17 protein-coding genes and 1 pseudogene are annotated in these 23172 nt (G+C 35.8%); 14 read left to right on the forward strand and 4 right to left on the reverse strand.

Annotated features, from left to right (window positions below):
* Positions 1-3 precede the first annotated feature (3 nt).
* From EHQ31_RS02680 to EHQ31_RS02710, 7 genes and pseudogenes are all read left to right on the forward strand, one after another.
* Positions 4-2127 carry a FecR domain-containing protein gene (locus EHQ31_RS02680; RefSeq protein WP_135569330.1) on the forward strand — a complete coding sequence of 708 codons (2124 nt, stop codon included), beginning with the start codon at positions 4-6 and terminating at the stop codon, positions 2125-2127.
* Positions 2117-3304 (forward strand): LIC11435 family protein, encoded by a 1188-nt coding sequence (locus EHQ31_RS02685; protein ID WP_135569332.1) that lies wholly within the window; start codon positions 2117-2119, stop codon positions 3302-3304. The genes EHQ31_RS02680 and EHQ31_RS02685 overlap by 11 nt, the downstream gene beginning before the upstream one ends.
* Positions 3305-3347: 43 nt before the next feature.
* Positions 3348-4640, forward strand: a complete 1293-nt coding sequence (gene hisD, locus EHQ31_RS02690; protein WP_135569334.1) for a histidinol dehydrogenase — start codon at positions 3348-3350, stop codon at positions 4638-4640.
* Positions 4637-5491: a pantoate--beta-alanine ligase gene (gene panC / locus EHQ31_RS02695; protein ID WP_135569336.1), complete on the forward strand. Its 855-nt coding sequence runs from the start codon at positions 4637-4639 to the stop codon at positions 5489-5491. Before hisD ends, panC begins: the two co-directional genes overlap by 4 nt.
* 12 nt (positions 5492-5503) lie before the next feature.
* Positions 5504-8920, forward strand: a pseudogene (mfd, locus tag EHQ31_RS02700) (transcription-repair coupling factor); the annotation flags it as partial.
* A 100-nt stretch (positions 8921-9020) separates the two neighbouring features.
* Positions 9021-9692, forward strand: a complete 672-nt coding sequence (locus EHQ31_RS02705; protein ID WP_135569340.1) for a lipoprotein LipL31 — start codon at positions 9021-9023, stop codon at positions 9690-9692.
* 6 nt (positions 9693-9698) lie between these two features.
* Positions 9699-10538: an undecaprenyl-diphosphate phosphatase gene (locus EHQ31_RS02710; RefSeq protein ID WP_135569342.1), complete on the forward strand. Its 840-nt coding sequence runs from the start codon at positions 9699-9701 to the stop codon at positions 10536-10538.
* Here EHQ31_RS02710 and EHQ31_RS02715 read toward each other — a convergent pair.
* Positions 10513-13044 carry a SpoIIE family protein phosphatase gene (locus tag EHQ31_RS02715; protein WP_208652710.1) on the reverse strand — a complete coding sequence of 844 codons (2532 nt, stop codon included), beginning with the start codon at positions 13042-13044 and terminating at the stop codon, positions 10513-10515. The genes EHQ31_RS02710 and EHQ31_RS02715 overlap by 26 nt on opposite strands.
* Before the next feature lie 54 nt (positions 13045-13098).
* Here EHQ31_RS02715 and EHQ31_RS02720 point away from each other — a divergent pair, with 54 nt between their 5' ends.
* The 3 genes from EHQ31_RS02720 to EHQ31_RS02730 are packed head-to-tail and all read left to right on the forward strand — an operon-like array spanning position 13099 to position 16868.
* Complete coding sequence (locus EHQ31_RS02720) at positions 13099-14280, forward strand: class I SAM-dependent rRNA methyltransferase (protein ID WP_135569346.1); 1182 nt, start codon at positions 13099-13101, stop codon at positions 14278-14280.
* 25 nt (positions 14281-14305) lie between these two features.
* Positions 14306-15730, forward strand: a complete 1425-nt coding sequence (locus EHQ31_RS02725; protein ID WP_135569348.1) for an MBOAT family O-acyltransferase — start codon at positions 14306-14308, stop codon at positions 15728-15730.
* A gap of 1 nt (position 15731) precedes the next feature.
* Entirely contained in the window at positions 15732-16868 is a 1137-nt protein-coding gene (locus EHQ31_RS02730) for a DUF1574 domain-containing protein (protein WP_135569350.1), read from the forward strand.
* Here the strand turns inward: EHQ31_RS02730 and EHQ31_RS02735 are convergent.
* Positions 16865-17464: a DnaJ domain-containing protein gene (locus EHQ31_RS02735; RefSeq protein WP_135569352.1), complete on the reverse strand. Its 600-nt coding sequence runs from the start codon at positions 17462-17464 to the stop codon at positions 16865-16867. The genes EHQ31_RS02730 and EHQ31_RS02735 overlap by 4 nt on opposite strands.
* 63 nt (positions 17465-17527) lie before the next feature.
* Here EHQ31_RS02735 and miaB point away from each other — a divergent pair, with 63 nt between their 5' ends.
* From miaB to EHQ31_RS02750, 3 genes are all read left to right on the forward strand, one after another.
* The gene (miaB, locus tag EHQ31_RS02740) at positions 17528-18904 is read left to right on the forward strand and encodes a tRNA (N6-isopentenyl adenosine(37)-C2)-methylthiotransferase MiaB (RefSeq protein WP_135569354.1); all 1377 of its coding nucleotides are present in this window, start codon (positions 17528-17530) and stop codon (positions 18902-18904) included.
* A complete protein-coding gene (locus EHQ31_RS02745; protein ID WP_135569355.1) occupies positions 18897-20489 on the forward strand; it encodes an LptF/LptG family permease in 1593 nt (530 codons plus the stop codon). The genes miaB and EHQ31_RS02745 overlap by 8 nt, the downstream gene beginning before the upstream one ends.
* A gap of 71 nt (positions 20490-20560) precedes the next feature.
* Positions 20561-21391 carry a hypothetical protein gene (locus EHQ31_RS02750; protein WP_135569357.1) on the forward strand — a complete coding sequence of 277 codons (831 nt, stop codon included), beginning with the start codon at positions 20561-20563 and terminating at the stop codon, positions 21389-21391.
* Here EHQ31_RS02750 and EHQ31_RS02755 read toward each other — a convergent pair.
* Positions 21388-22194, reverse strand: a complete 807-nt coding sequence (locus tag EHQ31_RS02755) for an FcpA-related putative periplasmic flagellar protein (RefSeq protein WP_135569359.1) — start codon at positions 22192-22194, stop codon at positions 21388-21390. The two genes, EHQ31_RS02750 and EHQ31_RS02755, sit on opposite strands and share 4 nt — an antisense overlap.
* Before the next feature lie 51 nt (positions 22195-22245).
* On the opposite strand from EHQ31_RS02755, the gene EHQ31_RS02760 reads away from it, so the two are divergent.
* On the forward strand, positions 22246-22701 hold the full coding sequence (locus EHQ31_RS02760; RefSeq protein ID WP_231292582.1) for a methylglyoxal synthase: 456 nt from the start codon (positions 22246-22248) through the stop codon (positions 22699-22701).
* On the opposite strand, the gene EHQ31_RS02765 is transcribed toward EHQ31_RS02760, so the two are convergent.
* A complete protein-coding gene (locus tag EHQ31_RS02765; RefSeq protein ID WP_135569361.1) occupies positions 22678-23148 on the reverse strand; it encodes an SRPBCC family protein in 471 nt (156 codons plus the stop codon). The two genes, EHQ31_RS02760 and EHQ31_RS02765, sit on opposite strands and share 24 nt — an antisense overlap.
* Positions 23149-23172 lie beyond the last annotated feature (24 nt).

The raw sequence follows: 23172 nt of genomic DNA on the forward strand, positions 1-23172 counted from the left end.
TTTATGAGATGGTTAAATAATACAAGATTTGTGGTTTCAGCACTTTTGTTACTAATTTTTGTATTCTCATACTTTCTCTATAGAAACTTAAATGATAGGTTCATTGACAATTCGAGTCCAACCATTGGTGTAATCACTTTTAAAAACAAAACTGTACTAAGAAAGTATAATGATGCTGTTGTTTGGGATTTAATTGAATCTAAAACGGAAGTAAAAAATAGAGATACCATCAGAACAGAGGGTTTGTCTGACGCAATCCTTACTTTAAATGATGGTACAAAGATTAATATATCAGAAAATTCGATGATCCTACTTGATATTTCTGATAAAAACATCAATATCAATTTTGCTTATGGATCTTTTGAGGCAGCAAGAGAAGGTACCGTCTCCGGTGATATGAAGATGAATATCCAAGCTGGTGACAAAACTGTGCAAGTGGCCAGTGGGGATATAAAACTTGATAAAACAAAATCGGAGTTAAACATTAAGGTTGACCAAGGGGAAGCAAAACTGACTTCCAATGGAAAAGAAGAAACCATTGCCAAAGACCAAATCGCCAATGTAACAGATTCAGGTGTAAAAGTAGGAAAACCAGTTTACCGTTTGTCAACTCCCGAAGACAGGAAAAATATTCTGTCTGAATCGGGACAAGAAAAAATTCCATTTTCCATTTCTGGTTGGAAACCAGATTCTTCAAAGACTGCGAACCCAGTTTTAGAAATTTCCCTTTTTCCTGATTTTTCAAAATCATTAGTCAAAGAAAAACTAACATCGGCTAGTATTTCAAAAAAACTGGCAACGGGTTCTTATTATTGGAGAGTCTCTTATGAGGATCCGAGTTCCAAAACAAAACAAACCACAGAGGTTTACCAATTTCGAATTTTAAATGACCCAGGTCTTAGGGTGATGAGTCCAAAACCGGGCGAAGTATTCTCTTATACGCAAGAAACACCTGTGGTTCGTTTTGTTTGGAATCCTCTAGATTTATATTCTTCCTATACCGTGCAAATTGCCAAGGATTCTAACTTTTCCGAAGGTGTGATATCCAAACAAACCCAAAATCAATCCTTAGCGTTTGATTCTTTAAAGGAAGGAGGTTATTTTGCAAAAATCCAAGCGAGATCCAATCTTCCAGGAATTTTAGAAAAAACTTCGAATGTGGTTAGTTTTCAAATTACAAAGAAAACAAATATTTCACCTCCCGAGTTATTAGAACCGATTCGGGGGAAATCATTTTCGTTGGAACAAACCAAATCACAGGTTTTCTTTTCTTGGAAGGATGAAAAAGATTTTAGTAGTTACGAATGGGAGCTAAGTTCCGATTCCAATTTCCAAACAAAACTAAAAACAGAATCTACCAAAAATAATTTTCTAAAACTTTCCAGTGATTTGGGTGTGGGAGTTTATTTTTGGCGAGTGAAGGGGCTTACTTCTAGTGGTTTATCCTTGGAATCAAAACCAAATACATTTTCTGTGATTGCCAAAGAAGAGATGGAATTGATTGCACCGGCGAATGGAGCTGAGGTAGAAGTTGATGAACGTTCTATCGTAGTTCTTAAATGGAAAAAGTTATCGGGTAAGTCAAATTATGAAATAGAAATTGCTCGAGATTCCGATTTTAAACCTCTACTTACAAAAGAAACGGTTTCTAATAACTACTTTGAATTTAAATCAAAAGATTTAGGTCGTTTTTATTGGCGAGTCAAACCAGTAGATGGAGAAAATGATTATAGTGCTGTTCGTAATTTCCAAATGCAAACCAATCGGGAAGCGCCGTATCTCGTAAGTCCAGCGCGTAATGAAACCATTGATTTGTTTTCCAAAAATTCTATTTTATTCACTTGGAAACCTGTAGAGAAAAGTTCGGGTTACCGCATACAGATCATCGATATTTCTGGAATACGGGAAAAACAAATTCTGAATGAACGAACTAATGCCGCAAAACTTCTGTTTAGTGACATTCAAAAACTAAATGTAGGAAGGTATCGTTGGGAAGTGGCTGCCTTATACAAACAAAGTGACGGAACGGAAAAAGAATCTGCATATAATAAACAGGACTTTTTCATTTCGGTCCCTGAACTAAAAGTTCCTAAAATCCTTACTCCAGGAAAGATTTATGTGGAATAAATTTCTTTTATACTTAGTGATTTTTTTTGTTTCTTTGACTTCGCTTTTGGGGCAAACAAATGAGAACACCGAAGAAACAAGCCAATACCAATTACGTTGGATGGAAGTGGAAGGTGCTACTGGTTACGTTTTAGAAATTAAAAATTCCAGTGGATACTTGGTGTTATCAGAAAGGGTCAATGGAACCAGTTATGATTTAATAAATTATACCTCTGGAATTTATGAACACAGGGTGGCAGTTGTCAATAAACTTGGAAAAGTTGGAAGTTATTCCGATTGGGTAAAGTTTGAAGTGGTTGTATCAAAAGTTCCAACTCTAACCAAAGATTCGATTTATTCTGTATCCAAAGAAGAAAAGGAAAAGGTTTTTTTACTGGAAGGAAAAGACTTTATTTATCCTATGAAAGTGTACCTTGTGACTGGGGGAAAAAAGATTTTAGCCAAAAGAGTTGTCGTTGAATCTGATTCGATTGCAAAAGCTACCTTTGCGATTGATGCAGATACCAACACAGGAATTTATGATTTGGTTTTAGAGAATCCCAGAAACAAAGTGTTAACAGCAAAACAAAGAGTCGTTTTATCGGACTCTAAAGAAAAGGCTGCACGTTTTGCTTCTAGACAAGAACGTATCATTCGTAAGGAAATTCCAGAAGATTATTACGAAACTCCATACTTTTCAACACTTTGGCGATCTACCGTACTTCCTGGTTGGGGACAAAAGTACATTGATGGAAAAAATTGGAAAGTTTACGTTTACCCATTAGTGGCAATCTCTGCCGCAGCGGTATATGTTAATTCATACAATAAGTTTTTAAGTGCAAGGTCAGATTACCAATCTGCTGTTTTACTTGGTGCTTTGCTTGTGGACCAAGCTGATTCGCAAGGATTATGGATCATCAATCGAAGCAATGCCGAAGCAAAATTTAATGCCGCAAAAACAGAGTTAGGTGTGATACAGGTTGGAGCTGGAATTTTGGGAGCATTTTTACTCTACAATATTGTAGATTCGTATTTTTCCGCAAAACGAAATGTGGCAAATTTAGAATCTGGTTTTCCTTTGGGAGAAACAAACAAACGAGTGCAAGCAACAGTTGTTTCAGAATCGGGTTGGAACCAATCAAAATATTCCTATGAATACGGATCAAGGTACCAAATCGAATTCTCTTCCCGTTTCTGACAAAAAGCTTGTTTAGGGAGGGACTTCCCCCCAAGCTGATTTTATGCCGATTCCTATTTTAAACTGTGACAGAAATTCACGGGACCAATTGGATCGTTTTCTTTTGGATGCCAAAGAAGACTTAAGTGTTGCTACTGAAAAAATCCTGCCTATAATGGATGCAGTCAGAACAAGAGGGGATAAAGCCCTCATCGAATACACCGAAAAATTTGACGGAATCACCTTAAGCTCTGTCACTTTGGATCCGCACTCTATCCAAACCAATTTAGATCCAAAAATCAAAGAAGCTTTTCTTCGAGCCAAAAAAAATATCGAAACTTTCCATGAAGCGCAAAAACGTGAATCCTGGTCTAAAACCATCGATGGAAATAGGTTAGGTGTAAAATACACTCCGATACCTTCACTTTCAGTCTATGCACCTGGGGGAAAGGCTTTGTATCCTTCCAGTGTTCTTATGGGAGTCATTCCCGCAAAAATAGCGGGTGTTAAAAATATCCAACTGGTGACTCCACCTCAAAAAGAGGGACTCCCTGAAATTCTCATTTGGCTCTCTCAAATCCTTGGTGTGAATCGCATTGTGACCGTAGGTGGTGCCCAAGGGATCGCCGCCTGTGCTTATGGAACAGATTCCATCCCTAAATCCGAGTTTATCGTTGGTCCTGGGAATGCCTATGTAGCTGCCGCCAAATCCTACTTAGCTGGAAAAGGAATTATAGGTATTGATAGCCCTGCTGGTCCTAGTGAAGTATGTATCATCGCTGATTCTTCTGCCAATCCAAAATGGGTCGCCTGTGATATGTTATCGCAAGCAGAACACGGAGAAGATTCCTCTGCAATTTTACTAACAACTGATAAAAACTTTGCAGTAAAAGTCAGCGACGAATTGGAAAAAGCATTTATCGAACGCCCAAAACGTTTAGAAATGAAACAAAATTCCATTTATAAAAATTCCGCCATTATCGTTTTTCCAAATTTAGAGGATTGTATTTGGTTTTCGAATGAACTGGCTCCCGAACATTTAGAAATCCAAACAAATATCAATGAAGAAGTATTTTCCAAAATAGAACATGCTGGTAGTGTATTCCTCGGACCATATTCTCCTGTAGCTATGGGCGATTATATCAGTGGAACCAACCATATTCTGCCTACAGCCAGAGGAAGTAGGATTTACTCCTCGTTAGGTGTGGATACTTTCTTAAAACGAGTTACTTTCCAAGAAGTAACTAAAGAATCTTTAGTATCACTTTATCCATTTGTTAAGTTAATGTCTGAATTAGAAGGTTTGGATGAAGAACACGGAACGAGTGTGAAAATTCGAACTGAGGAATCATTATGATCGTTGTTTCAAATTTAGAGGAATTAAAAAACCAGATTCACGATTGGAAAAAACAAGGGAAAACAATTGGTTTTTGTCCCACGATGGGTAGTTTGCATCAGGGACATATGGACCTGGTTCAAACTTCGAAAACGCAAACTGATAAAACAATTGTATCTATATTTATCAATCCAACGCAGTTCAATGATCCGAAAGATTTTGAAAAATATCCTGTTAATACGGAAAACGATCTTTTGTTATGCGAAAAAAATGGTGCTGATTTGGTATTTTTGCCAGATGTTAAAACCATTTATCCAGAAACAAAAACTCCGATCCAATTAAGCATTCCAAAATTACAGGAACATCTTTGTGGAAGGACAAGACCGGGTCATTTTGAAGGGGTTTTACAAATTGTAACAAAACTTTTTCACTTAACAGAACCTTCTAAGGCTTTTTTTGGTTTAAAAGATTACCAACAATTTCGAGTGGTTTCTGCTTTGGTGGAAAATTTAAATTTCCCGCTGGAAGTGGTAGGGGTTACCACACGTAGAGAAACAGATGGTTTGGCAATGAGTTCACGTAACGTTCGTTTGTCATCCAAGGAAAGAGAAACAGCCAGCTTAATTCCTCGTATGTTTGCGATTGCTAAAAAAACAATACTTTCTGGAGAAAAAGATATTAAACTTTGGAAAGAAATTTTACGTGATTTTTTACTGACTGGCTCCTCGCTTCGGATTGATTATTTAGAAGTAGTAGATCCAATTGATTTGCAACCTAAGGATCAATTAGAAGGTCAAATTTTACTGGCTGTTGCGGTTTTTGTTGGTGATGTCAGGCTCATTGACAACCAATTAATAGAAATTCCTGTTTAACTATTCATGTCAAAAGAAACTGAAAATATAAAACTTAATCCCAAACAAGTATTAGCTGAATCAAAATCATCTTTAGTTAATTTAAGCGGAATTCCTGAACCTGCACATTCTTTTACCACTGCTTCTTTGTATGAAACACTTAGTGCCAATCTTACATTTCTTGTAGTTCTTCCTACCAACCAAGATGCTGAAAGTTTTTCTAGGGAGTTGTTAAGTTTTTTACCACAAGAGGAAATTTTCTATTTTCCGGGACCAGAAAACATACCTTATGAATATACAAAATGGCAAATGGAATGGAAACGGGACAGAATCCTAACCATTAATCGAATTTTATCCGGAAATCGCTGTTTGGTGGTTACTTCAGTTTCTGCTTTATTACGCAAGTTACCAGTTAAAGAAAGCCTAAAAGGAAAATCGATTACACTCAAATTGGGAAAAGATTTTCCATTAGATAAATTATTATCTGAGTTAGTCAATTTAGGTTATCATAGAGAAGAAGTTTGTGAACAGTTTGGTCACTTTAGCTTAAAAGGAGGAATTTTAGATATTTACACACCATATTTAGCAAATCCTGTACGTATTGATTTTTTTGGTGATACTGTGGATGAAATTAGAACCTTTGATCCCAATACTCAGAAATCAATAACCAAAATCCAAGAAATTATCATTACTGCTGCTAATGAAACGATCGTTAGTCGGGATGAAAAAACAAAATACCAAGAAATATTAGCAGATCATAAAGAGAAACGACTTCCGATTGATTCAGAATTAGAAATTATAGAGGAACATTTACCATTTATCAGAGAACATGAAGGTTTTTTGAATTTTTTCCTGAAAGAACCAATCCTTATTTTTCCAAGGTATTTTGATACAAAAGAACGTTCTTATGGAATGGAAAGAGAATATAATACTTTATATGAGAAAAAAAAAGAGGAGTCTCTTTGTTTAGAACCGGATGATCTTCTTTCTTTTGGAAAAGAATGGGAAAGTCTTACTTCAGAAAATACTCCAGGGATTCGGTTTTCGTTATTGCCGGATAACCAAAGAAATTTTTCCTATGAACCAATAACGGAGGTTAGGGGATTTCGGGGCAAAATCAGAGAGGCGAAGGAACATTTTTTAGAATTATTAACAGAAGATCCGAAAAATAAGATTTTTATTACTTCCTCTTTTTCTGCACAAATGATGCGACTGAAAGGACTTTTTTCTGAGGGAGAAATAGAAACAGTTCATTCCGATTCGGAAGATCCGCAACCACTCCCTTTACATTCTGTAAAACCAGGCATTCATTTAGTCATTTCTGACCTAAAACGTGGATTCCATATAGTGGAAGACCAGGTTTATATTTTTACAGACAATGATTTGTTTGGGCGGCAATACAAAAGGAAAACTCGATATAAAAAACAAGCATCACAAATGATAGAATCTTTCATTGATTTGAAAGAAGGGGATTATGTTGTCCATGTGAATCATGGAGTTGGTCGTTTTATTAAAATTGAACGTACAAAGGCGGATGGCAAGGAAAGAGATTTTTTAAAATTAGAATATGCCGGCGGTGATAGTTTATTTGTTCCTTTGGATCAAATTTCCTTAGTACAAAAGTATATAGGTGGTACTGATACTCCCAAGTTAGACACTCTTGGTAAAAATTCTTGGAAAAAGGCGAAAGACCGTGTTCAAGAATCAGTAGACAAACTTGCCGAAGAACTCGTGTTACTTTATTCCAATCGGCTCAAACTGAATGGGTTTGCTTTTCCGCCGGACACCATTTGGCAGGAGGAGTTTGAAGCAGCTTTTGAATTTGAAGAAACTCCCGACCAAATTTCAGCAATTGAAGCAGTAAAACAAGATTTAGAATCGATGAGACCAATGGACAGATTGGTTTGTGGTGACGTTGGTTATGGTAAAACAGAAGTAGCCATCCGTGCCGCTTTTAAAGTGATTATGGCGGGGAAACAAGTGATGTTACTCACACCCACAACCATTCTTTCTTTACAACATTTTAATACATTTAAATCCAGGTATGAAAATTATCCTATTAAGATTGCTTTTGTTTCTCGTTTTCGTACCGCAGCCGAAATCAAGGAAGACCTAAAGAATTTTTCCGAAGGAAAAATTGATATGTTAATTGGGACTCATGCGATTTTGTCATCCAAAGTAAAACCAAAAAATCTCGGTTTACTGATTATCGACGAAGAACAGAAGTTTGGTGTTACACATAAAGAAGCCATCAAAAAATTTAAGAACTTGGTTGATGTTTTAACTCTTACTGCAACTCCTATCCCTAGAACTTTACACATGGCACTTACGGGAATACGTGAACTTTCCATTATTTCAACACCTCCTAAAAATAGACAAAGTGTAGAAACTTATGTATTAGAAGAAGATGATACACTTATTCAAGAAGCAATTCGAAAAGAAATAGAAAGAGATGGACAGGTTTTTTATCTTTATAACCGAGTGGAGTCAATTGAAGAGGAGGCGGCCTATATTCGTTCTCTAGTCCCTGAAATTTCCGTAGGAATTTTACATGGCCAATTGACCGAAGACGAGATTGAAGAAACCCTAGTTGATTTTTACGAAAGAAAGTATGATATTCTAGTAACAACTACAATCATCGAATCTGGGATTGATATGCCGAATGTCAATACACTGATTGTCAAACGAGCCGATATGTTTGGTCTTTCCCAACTTTATCAAATACGAGGACGGGTAGGACGTTCGGACAGAAAAGCTTATGCTTATATGTTTTATCCCTCCAAAAAACTAATGACAGAACTGGCCGAAAAAAGGCTTAACACGATTTTCGAATACCAAGAGTTAGGATCCGGTTTTAAGGTGGCGATGCGAGATTTGGAGATTCGCGGAGCGGGAAATTTACTCGGAAAAGAACAGTCAGGTGACATTATGGAAGTCGGATTTGATCTGTATGTGAAAATGTTAGAAGAAGCGATTTCACGAATCAAAGGTGAGGAAGTTCGAGTGGAAGTTCGTACGGCAGTCAATTTAAAAACTAACTTCTATCTGCCTGATGAATATATCCCTGACACTAAACAAAAAATTGAATTCTATAAACGATTTGAAGGTTCCGCTAACCTGGACGAAATTGAAGAACTTTCACTTGAGATGGAAGACCGGTTTGGCGAATTGCCACAGATTGCTAAAACTTTTGTGGAATTGGAAAAAATCCGTACTTTGGCTTCCAATTTAGGATTCGAATTTGTTACTGAAAAACCTGAGGAAATTCTCTTTAAATGCGGAACCTATTTCCGAGGAAATCCGGACAGAGTGATTCAGGCTATGACTAAATTTAAAGGATTAACCATTGCCCCACAAGAGCCATCTGTATTACGTTATACGATTTCAGAACGCGAAGACCTTCAAAAAATCAAAAAATTGTTATCTCTTTTGGAATTCCTAGCCGCTTAATTTTTAAGCATTTGTTGGAAGCCAGTTTTGCTAAAAAAGGATGGACATTGCGGGAATTCACGAAACCATCATCACAAATCCTTTCAGGCACTAAAATAATATGACTAAAATCCTTCCTTTGTTTGTTTTTTTGGCATCCCTTTTCCTCGTTCAGTGTTCGGACTCTTCTCCGGTCATCGAAACTTTGGATAACCATAAAATTACCGTAAAAGACTTTGAAGCAGCTTACGATACGGCTCTTGATTCCATCAGCCGATTACAAAATATCGAAAAGAAAACGCTTTTGGAATTCATTGAAAAAGATATCAACGAAGTACCACAAAATTTCCAAGATTTGAACTACCAACTCCAAAAGAAAAATTTCTACCAAACTTACCGCCAAATGATTATGACTCGTCTTGTGGCTGAGAAAAACGGTTATATTTCTCGTCCAGATGTTGCAGAAGTGATCAAACAAGTGGAGATGCAAACCATTGCCCAAATGTATGTTTCCGAGCAAGTGGAAAAGAAAATCCAAATTACGGATGAACAAGCTAAAGCAGAATGCGAACGACTTCGTGGATTGGATCGAAATATTGCAAACCTAACTATTGATAAATGCCTTACTTTTGCAAAAGCACAACTTAAACAACTTCAAACAAGAGAACAACTTCCTCTTGTAGTGGAAAGAATTAAAGAAGAAGTGACAATCAAACGTAATGATAAATTTGATTTGGATGCCTACCTTGCTCCAAAGAAAAAAGTGGAAGAACCATCCAACCAACCAAAATAGGTCGGAATGGACAATACTTTAAACGCGTTTCTCCGTGGCATTATTGAAGCTGCCACGGAATTCCTACCAGTATCCTCAACAGGACATCTTTTCCTTTTTAGTTATTTTTTCCCTTTCCAAAATCTGACAGTAGATCATGAAGCTTTTGAAGATTTGTTTGATATCTTTATTCAAACAGGAGCTATTTTATCTGTTGTAGTTTTGTATTTCCATGTTTTATGGAAACATACAAAATCCGCATCACTGTATCTAATCAAAAAGACCTCTGACAATTCTGGTTTTCAATTTTACCGAAATTTAATTGTGGGCATTTTACCAATTTTAGTTTTGGGTTTTGTATTTAAAAATACCTTAGATCAAATTAAGATGAGACCAGATCTTCTCCTTATTCTTGGACTTTCCTGGTTTGTAGGTGGTCTTATTATGGTGTTTGTTGAAATCAAACATTATGATGAGGGAGATGGGAAAACCATAGGAATGAAAGAATCTATCATTGTAGGTTTTTTGCAATGTTTCGCCTTAATTCCTGGAGTTTCAAGATCAGCTGCTACCATCATTACTGCAAGGACTCTTGGTGTTTCTAAAAAAGATTCAGCTGAATTTTCATTTTTTTTGGCAATTCCTGTATTAACTCTAGCAGGTGTTTACAAACTTTATAAACACCGAGCTATCTTAAATTCAGAAACTATTGGTCTTCTTTTATTTGGAAGTATCGTTTCTTTTGTAATTTGTTACTTCATCATTAGATTGTTTATGGCCTTTATCCGAAGAAGAAGTTTTTTATCATTTGGGATTTATCGAATTATGCTTGGGATCCTTGTTATACTGTATTTTGTTCGTGGATGATGAATTCTAAATAAAATTCTTTTTTATCTACATTGTTTGTTCTATCAAGCAGAAACATGAATAAGTTTGTATTCTGCTTGTGGAGTTTGTTTCTTAAAAATAACCTTTCACACCATATCACTGCTTCCAGAATTTTACCGTTTTTCACCAATGATTTGGCAGTCATATATAGATATTCTTCTTTAGTTGGATTCTCTTTTGCAGCTAATTTGAAGTAGGTGACTGCCTCTGACCATTGTTTCAATTGGTAATACAATTTCCCAGTTAAAGCATAAAAAGTTGGATGAGGGTATTCTTTTAGTAGGGGAAGCAGTTTAGCTAGAGCCTCTGAAAAGTTTCCTTGTTTAGACTTGGATTTAATATCAAAAAACTCTGTCCTAACTACTTCAGGAAACGAGATCCTGGACTTATTTGGAAAAAATTCAATTCTCAAAAAAGAAAGGTCATCGGTGATTTCACCGCTACCTTCAATTTCTTCCACTAAACGATTTAAATTAGATTCTGATCGTTCTACTAAACGCAAAATTAATGTTTCGTCCTCGTTAATTGATCTTTGTAATTGGTTTTCTGATGGTAATACGATATCATCTCTTCCATCAGAACCTATCAGCAGAATATCACCGGCTTCTAAAGTAAAGGTTTTGATTTGAAAGTGGTGGTCGTTTTTTGGAAATCCAAGTTTTCTCATTGAAAGTTCTGTTTCAATAAAGGAGGCAACCCCATCTCGGTAAAGGATACTCCAAGGGTGTTCCGCATTCACATAATAAACAAATCCATCTTTGGACACCATTCCCAATACTACACTGGATAACATGGATCCATCAAAACTAACGAAAACAGATTGGAGTTCTACATAAAGATCCTTTAGCCACAGTTCAGGTGGTCTTGATTTAGTGTAACTAGATTTTGCTCGAGATAATACAGCTTGGAAAACAACACCTAAAACAAGTGCACCGCCTGCACCTTGGATCGATTTACCCATTGCATCGCCATTGGCAAAAATAGTATAATCGCCAGATTCTAAGTGAACTGTACCTACGATGCAGATATCACCGCCAATCTCTCCATCTTTCCCACGAAAGTGGAATTTTTTCTTTTGGTTTACATAGGACTCAATTCTAATTTCAGGAATTTTATTTTCAATGCGAGCGAGTGGATGTATAAGTAGTGATGTTAAAAAATAATCTCCATCTTGTTTTTCTTTTAAAATTTGTAATTGGTTTAGTGATTCATTTAAGGCGTCTGTTCTTTCTTCTACTTTTTTCTCTAAGTTTTTATTTAAATCCTCCACTTCCTCATTCAATTTAACAAAGGAATTAGCAAGGATGATCGCAAGAGAAATATTAAATACGAGGAAAGTATAGCCCATAATGCGAGGGAAAACCCAGTAGTTACGGTTGGTAGCAGTATCTATAACTGCTGCGAATAATACGATTGTAATGCCGATGGTAATGTATACAGCTCTTCTTTCTTTTTTCTTTAGGTTACGGAATAGAATCACAAAAATTAGAATTACATAAACAATCCAAGTTGGTTGTACAATTGTAGTAAGTAAATAACTGAAAAATTCAATATTGTTATTGAAGGCGAAAAATAGAAAAAAACCTACCTGCAATCCATCAAAAATTTTACCAATGATACTATATCGTTCTTCAAATAAAGTTCGAAGAAAATGATACATAAATGGAATCAGGAGTAAAATCACCATATATTCCAATTTTTTCATTTCTAAAAAGGGAAACCCAAATTCATATTTAAGTTGGTTTCGTAGAAAATTATAAATAACAAATGAAAAGGAAAATAAGGCAAAAAATAAATTCTCTCTATCCTTTCTTCTTCTAATGAAAAGAAAAAGAAAGTATCCTCCAACGGTGATATAAATTGTTAGAAAAATTAACTTAATAAACTCGTCTTTATAGAATTTTGCAAAAATTTTGTCTGAAGGTCCTAGGATGGTTTCATCTTGTTCAATACCACCTGAATTGGAAAAGTATGGTTGGATTTTGACTACGAGTAAGTTGGGTTTTCCATATCGAATTAAATTGGAAGGTATATTATAGATTCTTAATTTGTCATAAGCTTGTGGCTCAGAGGAATTCCATTTGCCCGTTGATCCTATACTTTGCCCGTTTAGAAAAGTTTTGTCTCTGTCGTTAATAATCCCAAGCCGTAAACTGTATAGCGTATTTGGGTCTTCTGAAAACTGAATCCACTTGGATAGGACTACTGTTTTTTTTGATCGATATTCATTATTATCTAAGTATAAATTACCTGGAACAACAATTCGTTTCCAGGGTATTTTCGAAAATTGAGATTCCGTAAGACTTTGAATATCCGAATCACTCAATTCTAAGTCCGTCATGTACCAATATGTTGTTAAATCCAATTTGTTTGCATCAAGTGAAACTAGATTTTTTGGATCAGTTGCTGTAGCAGAAATTGGTAAGCTTTCAGAATAGAGTAGGGAAAAAGAAAAGACAAGAAATATAAGTATCGATTTTATCATATATAAACGAACCCTTACGTTCATAACTCTGATATATTTCCAAATGGATGCAAAATGGTCATTCGATTAAAAAAGAATAAAGAAAAAGCTGTATTAAATTTTCATCCTTGGATCTTTTCGGGAGCGATTGCTTCTGGTGAGACAGGGATTGCTGCGGGTAGTATTGTCAGAGTGGAATCATCATCGGGCGAATTCCTTGCTTGGGGCCATTATGATCTCAAAAGTCAAATCCGCATTCGCCTGTTCTCTTTTGATCCTTCCCAAGATGGAACCAAAGAAAATGATTGGATTTCCAAGTGGAATTCCATTTATGAATCAAAGAAAAAAATATTACCCAAAGATACTACGGGATTTCGCCTCTTTCATTCCGAGGGAGATGGTGTTCCCGGAATTGTAGTTGACTGCTACCACAAAACGGCTGTTATGCAACTTAAAACGCCAGGTGCATTGACTCTTCGTGATTTGTTAATTTCATTTTTATTAAAATTAGGTTACGAAACTATTTTAGAGAGAAGTGAGAAACTAGAAGATAAAACATCTGCCTTACCTATATTTCATACAGGTAGTGAATCTGAACCTATATTTTTAGAACATGGAATTAAGTTTATAGCAGATATTACTAAGGGGCAAAAAACAGGATTTTTCTTAGACCAAAGGGATAACCGTGCTTTAGTTTCTCGTTATGCTTATGGACGCAAGGTCTTAAATACTTTTGCTTATTCTGGAGCATTTTCTGTTTATGCATTGTTAGCTGAAGCAAAACTGGTCCATAGTTTAGATATTTCCAAACAGGCGATAGAAATTTGTGAAAAAAATCTAACTTTAAATGGTTTCAATCCGGAGATTTTAGGGTCTAGACATAAAAGCTTAGTCTTAGATAGTTTTGACTATTTAAAAACTATGGAAGCTAATTTTTATGACTTAATCATTTTAGACCCACCGGCTTTTACCAAAAGTATAGCTACTGTGAATCAAGCTAGCCGAGGTTACAAGGACATAAATATGAGAGCCATGTCCAAAATCCAAAAGGGCGGATTGATATTTACATTTTCCTGTTCTCAACATATTTCCTTTGATTTATTTAAAAAAATTGTTTTCGGCGCAGCCAAGGATGCCAAAAAAAGAGTTAGAATTTTACATCATTTAACCCAAAGTCCAGATCATGGATATTCCGTCTTCCATCCGGAAGGAGAATACCTAAAAGGTCTTGTGATTCAGGTTGATGGAGATATATGAGTTCGTACATTGGTGAAATCTTAGAATGAAATTTACATCCCTTAGTTTTCTATTATTCTTTCTTGTTATCTATTGTCTACACTGGATGATCCGTGGCAAGTTTCGATTGGGTTTTTTGTTTTTGGCTTCGTTTGCTTTCTATGCAGCTTGGTCGATACCTTTTGCCTTTCACTTTCTAACTATAGTTCTATTAAATCATTTTTTTAATAAACAAATCCTAAAAAACAAATCTAGTTTTTGGTATCCTGTTTCACTGTTTGTCAATTTTGGAAATTTATTTCTTTTTAAATATTTCTATTTTTTATGGGATGTTCTTTTTCAACTAACAGGAAGCATTTGGTTTTCTCCCGAATCAATACACAGTTTTTTGAATTCCCAATTCGGAGCGGATTCCATAACTCTTCCACTTGCCATTAGTTTTTATACCTTCCAAATGGTAGCCTATACCATTGATATCAAACGTGGGAATGCCGAAGAAAATCCGAGTTTTTTGAAGTTTGCATTATTTATCTTTTTCTTTCCGCAGTTGGTGGCAGGTCCCATTGTACGCCACGGAGAATTTTTTTATCAATTAGAAGTTTGGAATGCCAAAAAAGAACAACTTTTCGAAGGCTATTATTTAGTATTTCTTGGTCTGTTTAAGAAAGTCGTACTGGCTGACAATCTCTCTCCAGTCATTGAACCGGTATTTCAGAACCCAGAGTTGTATGATGGGTTTACGAATTTTGTTGCCATGTTTGGATATTCCGCCAGAGTTTATTGTGATTTCAGTGGTTATACAGATTTAGCAAGAGGTTTAGGTAAGTTACTTGGAATCAACCTTCCTGAAAATTTTCATGCTCCATTTTTATCCGGGTCTGTTCGGGAACTTTGGACACGTTGGCATATGACACTTGCCACTTGGATTAAAGACTATATTTATTTTCCGTTAGGTGGTTCCCGCGTATCTGAATATCGGGGTTATATAAATTTACTAGTTACATTTACTTTAGCTGGTTTTTGGCATGGTGCCAATTTTACATTTATCATTTGGGGATTTCTTCATGGGGTTATGTTAAGTGTTGAAAGAAAAATCGAGTTAATTCGAAAACCCGAAAAAACACTGAAAACACCAAAATGGAAAAAGTTTTTAGGTGTTTTGTATGCATTTGGATTTTTTTCATTCACCATTGCTTTTTTTAACGGATCGAGTGTCACTAACTCGATCACTATGTTACTAAAAGCGTTTACGGGTGGTGTTGGGATAAGAACCAATAAATTAGAGTTAATTCTTTATACCTTAATAATAACTTTTATCCTAAATTACATCCAAACCAAACCAAGTTTTCCAAGACCAAATTGGTCTACCAAGTTTTCTCTTGGATTTCTGTTATTGTTTTCACTAGTAATAACCATTCTGTTAGGTTATTTAGCTCCGGGAGGAACGGAATTTATCTATTTCCAATTTTAATATGAATTCAAAATTTAATTTTCCTGTAGTATTGTATCCTATTCTTCTTGCTTTAAGTCTTTTTCTTTTGGATAAAATCTTTTTTTTACCCATTGTAGTTGAGAACACTTATAGTTGGAAAAAAATTGAAAGAAAATTTTATGAATTAAAAGAAGATCTTTTTCTTGTAATGCTTGATGAGTCAAAAAAACATCCAGAAAAACAAATAGGTTTGATTTTGGGTAGTTCTCGTTCCGGTGAGTTTGACTCCGAAATGTTGGAATCATTTTTTCCAAATACAAATTCCTTTAATTTTGCGGCTCCCTTTGGTCCACCTAGTTTTCAGGCTTATTGGTTAGAGAGAACATTAAGTGTCAAACTCCCAATTCGTTATGTGTTAATTGAAGTAGATCCACTTTTATTTTCGCAATCGGCGATTGATTATTCCTTAAATGGATCCTATGATAACGAATATGTGTTAAAGCAAATTGACTTTTACCGACCTAAAACTAAGGATCCTTGGCTTTCTGATGCAAAGGGTTTTTCTATGGACGAAGCAGAAATCTATTTTTTAAAAAAGTTATTTGCTCTATATAAATATCCCTTAGATCCAACGGCTATCAAAGCAAATAATAAAGAAATTGAAGTTGGATTTTTCCCAGGAATGTCTGTTGGGATTACGGGAAAGGATCACAAAAGAAATTATATTGATAAAATCAAATTAGTGAATCGGGTAAAATTTGGTGCTCTACCAAATGAGATCAAGTTTGCGAACATGGATGTATTTTTAGAAAGAGATGCAGAAGCCATGTACAACCAATATTTGCGCGGAACGAAACTTGCTCCTACACAAATATACTTCTTTAAACGAATGTTAGATTTACTTAAAGGAACAGGGATTCCTGTGATCATTTACTTTCCTGCGGTTTCAGATGCATTGCGAAGACGGATGAGTTCTGATGGGTTATTAGATAAATTTAATTTTGAAATTAAAGCGGCAGTGGAGAAGGTTTCTTTAATTCCTGGCTCAAGGTTTTTCGTGGTCGATCCAAATACAGATCCGCGTTGGGTTTGTAAGGATTTTGTAGATTCACTACATTTAAGTGGGGCTTGTTTTCCAAACTTACTCCCTATTTTATTTCCGAAAGAAGTCCGTTAAATTCGTTTTTCCTTCCGTTTTTCTAGTTCTTTTTTTAGAAAGCGGAAGCGAAAGAATAGATATCCAATCGCACTAAGCAAAAGAAAAATTCCCGAACCCCAATTTGATACTCCATCCAGCCAAAAAAATTTTTCTCCTTCTGTTTCCAAAAGGAAAGAATGGAAGAGGACAAATCCAGAGTAAACCAGTAAGTTGAGAACCATATAGATGGTGGTTTTTTTAAGAATCCAAAGAGTGTCTCCCATCTCTTCTCGGAACTTAGTAAAATCAGCTAAAATTTCTTGGTATGATTTTTGGTGACTGAGACGGTATACGTCATAAGCTTCTTCCATTTCTGGATCTTTGGTTTTACCATCCAAAAGTACAAATTCGAAATCTAATTGCCGGTCATAATCTTCCCGCTTTTTCGAATCTGTAAGTGTAAGATAGGCACGGGTCAATTCTAAAATTTTATCCTGGGCCTCGGGAATTTTTGCTGCTTCCAATCGCTGCCAAAACTCCAATTCCCTTAAAAATATGGCTTCAATGGTTTCCTTGGTCGATTCTTTCGTTACCCCTAGAATTCCGTAAAATGTCTCCTTTTTTGTCCGAGCCATATACTCCTTTTAGTTCTCATCTTCTTTGCTTTACAAGGAAATTTTCTGGAAAAACATATCATTATGAACCCTTCCTTGACTGAAATCCCAACTACAGAGAGTCCCGTCCACTTGGGAAAGGTATACGTAGAAACCTACGGATGCCAGATGAACGAATACGATTCGGGGATCGTCAAGGAATTATTTCGAAAAGAAAATTATGACGCTGCAAATTCCGTCGAAGACAGTGACATTATTTTTCTAAATACTTGTGCGGTTCGAGAAAATGCCCATGCAAAGATTTATGGTAGATTACAATCTCTCGGATATCTAAAGAAAAAAAATCCAAACCTAGTCATTGGTGTATTAGGTTGTATGGCGCAAAACTTAGGGGATGATTTGTTCCATCAAGAACTCCCTCTCGATTTGATTGTTGGTCCAGACAATTATAGAACTTTACCAGAACTCATTCAAAAAATTAGAGAAGGTGAACGAGACGTCCAACTAACGCGTCTTTCTCGAACTGAAACCTACGATGAATTAGAACCCAAAGTGGTTAACGGAATTCAAGCATTTGTTACAATCATGCGTGGTTGTAATAATTTTTGCACTTTTTGTGTGGTTCCTTATACTCGAGGACGAGAAAGAAGTCGAGAACCAGGTTCTATTGTAACAGAGATTCTTCAGTTACAAACAATGGGTGTAAAACAAGTGACTCTGCTTGGACAAAACGTAAACAGTTATTCTTTTGAGAATACTGATTTTTGCGCATTAGTGGAAAAGATTTTAGCGGAAACTACAATCGAACGAGTAAGGTTCACAAGCCCACATCCTAAAGATTTCCCAGACCATCTGATTTCGCTTATGGCTAAGGAAGAACGTTTTTCCTCACAAATTCACATGCCATTACAAGCTGGAAGCTCTAAAGTCCTTAGAGATATGAAACGTAGTTATACTAAAGAAGAGTATCTGGATTTAGTTGCGAGTATCCAAGAGAGAATTCCTGATATTGGAATCACTTCTGATATAATTGTTGGATTTCCTGGCGAAACTGAAGAAGAATTTCAGGAAACACTGGAAGTTGTGAAGAAGGTTAAATTTGACATGTCATACATGTTTAAATATTCAGAACGCGAAGGAACTATCGCAAAACGAAAGTTTATCGATGATGTTTCAGAAGAAATCAAAAGTAAGCGACTCATTGAACTTGTGGAACTTCAAACAAAGATTTCTCATGAAAAAAACCAAACAAAAATTGGAAAAGAGTTTTCTGTCTTAATTGAAAATACCTCCAAAAAATCCAAACTTGAGTTATGTGGCCGATCACATTGTGGGCGAATGATTGTTTTTCCGATTCCAGAAGGTTCTTCAAAAGATCCAGCAGATTGGATTGGCAAAACTGTCAACGTGTTGGTAGAATCAGCTACCAGCGCCACATTGAAAGGAAAACTCGTTGGCTAAACAAGTTGACTTACGTACAGTAAGAGTTTTCTCAAAAGATGATTTGCCACCTGGTTTTATGGTGGATACGGATCGTTTGGGAAAGTGGAAACGGTTTAAACCTTCTATTCTAAGAATTTATATTCTAAAAGAAATTCTTAGCCCATTTCTAGTGGCACTTTCTTTTTTTACCATGATCTACATGGCTGTTGCTATTCAGAAAATGATTGGTCTTTTTGTAGGGAAGGGCGTCGATTTTTTTCGATTACTTGATTATATGGGTTATGTGTTTGGAAACACATTGCCTATGACCATTCCAATGGCCTGTCTTATGTCAGGAATTATGGCTGCCGGTCGTTTATCAGGTGATTCTGAGATAACCGCAATGCGAGCTTCTGGAGTTTCCTTTCCCTATATATATTCTAACTTTCTTGTTTTTGGCTTTTTAATGACTCTCATTGTCGGGTATTTAAATTTCTATTTAGGACCAGAAAACACTCGTAAGATGAAGGATTTTGATAATTGGATTGCGACTTACAACCCACTTCTTGCCATTCAACCAGGACAATTTTCAGGTGATAAAACTCAGGATTTCTTTTCGGAAAAGGGAAGAACTATGTATTCGGGTGGAATTGATGCCGACGGAAATTTAAGTAATGTACAAATCCGTGAATGGTCTATTTCTGCAGATGGAAACGACTTTATCATGGTAAATAACTTGGCTGTCCCTATGGGCGGATCACGTATGTTGCAGATTATTAATGCCAAAGAAGGTATGTTAGTTGAGAAAAAAAACTTAGCTGGTGAGTTTGAAAAGTCGGTGAGGCTTAGAAAAGGTTATGTAATCGAATGGGATCCTGAAACTAACGCAATTGGTATTACCAATTTTATGGATGGGGAGATGGATTATAATACTCCAGCCAAAAAAGATACAAAAACTATGAGTATCAATGTTAAACCAGATACGTTTTCCTTACCAATGTTATTTGAAATTCGCAATGCGATTGAATCAGAGGGACTCGAAAATATTCCTGGATTAGAAATCTTAAAAGAATACGGACTTTCCATTAAAGGTGTGGGAGGTTTAAAGCAAATGGTCGAACAATTTAAATATGATCTTCTTATGGGAGCTAGTAGTGGAAACCAAGAAGATATGGCTCAGAAATTTGCGTTATTTACACAATTATCCGAATTACTAAATGAATCGAAAAAAACTCTGACCGGGTTCAATGTAGAAATTCACAAACGATTTGCCACTCCGATTTCCTGTCAGATTTTTTTCTTTTTATCTTTTCCCTTAGGCTTAGTTGTCAAAAGGTCGGGAAAAGGAATGAGTTTTACTTTAGCGGTCATTTTTCTTTTAATTTATTATACATTCTTTATATTTGGATCAGGTATTTCTTATAAGGAAAATGTTCCTGATTGGGTGGGTCCCTGGTCTGCCAATATCGTCATAGCAACACTTTCCATCTATATCATGATTTCTCGTACAGATGCAAAATTACCAGAATCCATCCGAAGCCGGCTTGGTTTTTACTTTCGGTTCCGGGATCAGTTGGATAGCCGTATAGAACTGATAAAAAATCGGTTCAGAAAAGCCAAATGAGGTAAAATTTGCTAGAAAATTCCACTTACTACAGTCCTATAGAATCAGTAGTTTAGTGCAGGAGATCTGGTTTGAAAACTTCTTATATTTGGAATATTTCTAATGGGCGACCTTTTCCGGTAGAGCTTTGGAAACATTCAAAGATCAAAGTTCAAGTCAACCAAATGCAGTTGAAAGAATTGGATCGAATTTCGATCACACCTAACGATATTCATATCTTATTCCTTCAAGTGTCGTTGACAGAGTGGAAACAAATTCAACCCACGATCGTTTCTACTTTTGAAACAAATCCTTTTGTCTCGTTGATTTTAGTTTCGTCGGAAGACGGGGTGAATCAAATCCAGGAAGTAGTTCAGAATCAATCCAAGTATTTAGTTTTAGAAAATCCTCTTCATGTCAGAGAACTACGAATGATTTTGGATCGCACCATCCAATCAGAATCTTATAAAGCTGCGGCTTTAGATATAGGAAATTCCTGCTTAGAAAACGTTGGATTTTTTGAAGGTGTGTTTTCTTTAGCTCATCAGGAATACGAAGAGTCCAAAAAGGAAAACGAAGCTTTACGTTCGATTCTGAAATACGAAGAACTTGTGAAACGTTCACAAGCCGGTATCAGTACTGCATTAGAAAAAGTAAATGATATGAAAAACCAGGAGTTAATTGAACTTCATGAACGTGTTAAGGCGAGCCAGAAGTTGGACGAACTTCGCGAAAAAGAGCTAAAACAAGCTTTGGAATTACAAAAAGCAACTGAACAAGTGTTAAATTATTCTCGCATAGAAGAAATGAATTTAGATAAAATTTTACGTGCCCAAGATAGACTTTTTGAATATACAGAACAAGAAATTAAAGAACTGGTGGAAGAAAACCGGTCTTTAAAAAAGAAACTCGGTCTGATTTAGAAATCCTTCCCTACCTTTTCCTCTATGCTCGCGTATTCTTTGGAATCGCGACCATAGTGAATTTCTGCAAATCGCAAAAGATGTTTTTTCTTTAACTCTTTAAACTCATAATATAGCTCTTGGTTCTTAGATTTAAAGGCAGTTTGTTCCATTTTTTCATAAGACAAAGCAAGTAGTCTATGGGGTTCTGCCTCTGCTTCATTTTTAGATGATAAACTAATATAGCGATGAGTAAAATCAATGACCTGAAGGTAATTTTTAAATTCTTCTTGGTGTTTGATATATTCTCTATAAATTCCAGATTTTAAATCGAGGTAGGGTTCACTTTCCTTTACTTTCGGATTTTCGATTTTGTCCAAAAGATTCATCCCTTTGATTAATCGAGCGACTGTTTGGGTTCTTAAGTCAAAGAGTAACTTCTGAAATTCCTTATCTTTGTTCTCTTTTCTGATCTGTTTTTGCCATTCGTATCTATCTTCGTAATATATTTCTTTTTTAGAATCTTCTTTACGTTTTTCGATATTTTTTCGACCTGAATCAAAATAGTCTATAGCGGTTGCATATTCCTTGTTTGCTTCTTGCCAGCGTTTTTCAGAATTTTTTTCGTCTACCAAGTTTAGCACATTGATTGACTCCAATCGTTCTGAACTTTCCCCCCAGGGAGAACCAGATTCTGGGGTTGTAGGGAGGATGGATTCTACACGATTTTCCTTTGTTGATCCCTGATTGGTATCTTTGGCACTAAGGGTTAAATTTCCTAACAAAAGCAAAGAAATCCATAAAAATAGGATGGGAAATTTCATTTACAGGGAAACTTTCCTTGAATCCTAGATATTGGCAAGAACTATCATTCTATGGTACTAATTCAAAGAAAAATGGAGATCACAAAAAAGATCGTCCTCATTGCACATGACAATCGAAAGGAAGATTTATTGGACTGGGTTAAATACAATAAAGGAACCCTTAGTAAACACCATTTATCAGCCACGGGTACTACTGGAAAATTAATTCACGAACAGATCGGACTGCCTGTGTTTCGTTTCATTTCTGGACCTCTTGGCGGTGACCAACAAATAGGCTCCAAAATCGTGGAAGATGGAATTGATTTTATGGTATTTTTCTGGGATCCTCTTTCTGCCCAACCGCACGATCCAGATGTAAAAGCATTATTACGTATTGCAGTATTATATAATATTCCAATGGCATGTAATCGCTCTAGTGCTGACTTTTTAATTTCTTCTCCGCTTATGGAAAGAGAATATAGCCGTCAGTTGATTGATTATGGATCAAGAATACCGGCAAAAAATTAGTTTTGGTTTTACACCGAAATGTTTTCCCGTGAGAGCATGTCGTTTATGAAACATTAAAAATAAAATCGGAAAAAGTAAAAAACGAGAAATGGGCCAAAGATAATAGTTAATTTTTATTTCCTCAGATAGAATACTATGACCGTTTGATCCATCTAAAAACCGGTGAGTGTGTTCAAACTTTAAAAATGGACCTTCCTCTTGGTTATCTACGAAAAATTCATTTTTTTTATAAGAAATGTGCTTTGCTATCCAGATTTTTTTCCAAAAGGGAAGGATGTTTATCTCCAAAATCACTTCTTCGCCAACTTGGAGTGATTTTGGGGACTTTAAAACTTTGATACCTTTTGTTCCGCCAACTAAAGTTTCAAAACCGATTGGATTTTCGTGAAACTGAAACAAATCTTCCTTTTTGATAGGAAAACTAGACCTAAAAATGAATGTATTCATACTTATTAGAAGGTAATCAATTGA

The organism is Leptospira montravelensis (assembly GCF_004770045.1).
Classification (GTDB): domain Bacteria; phylum Spirochaetota; class Leptospiria; order Leptospirales; family Leptospiraceae; genus Leptospira_A; species Leptospira_A montravelensis.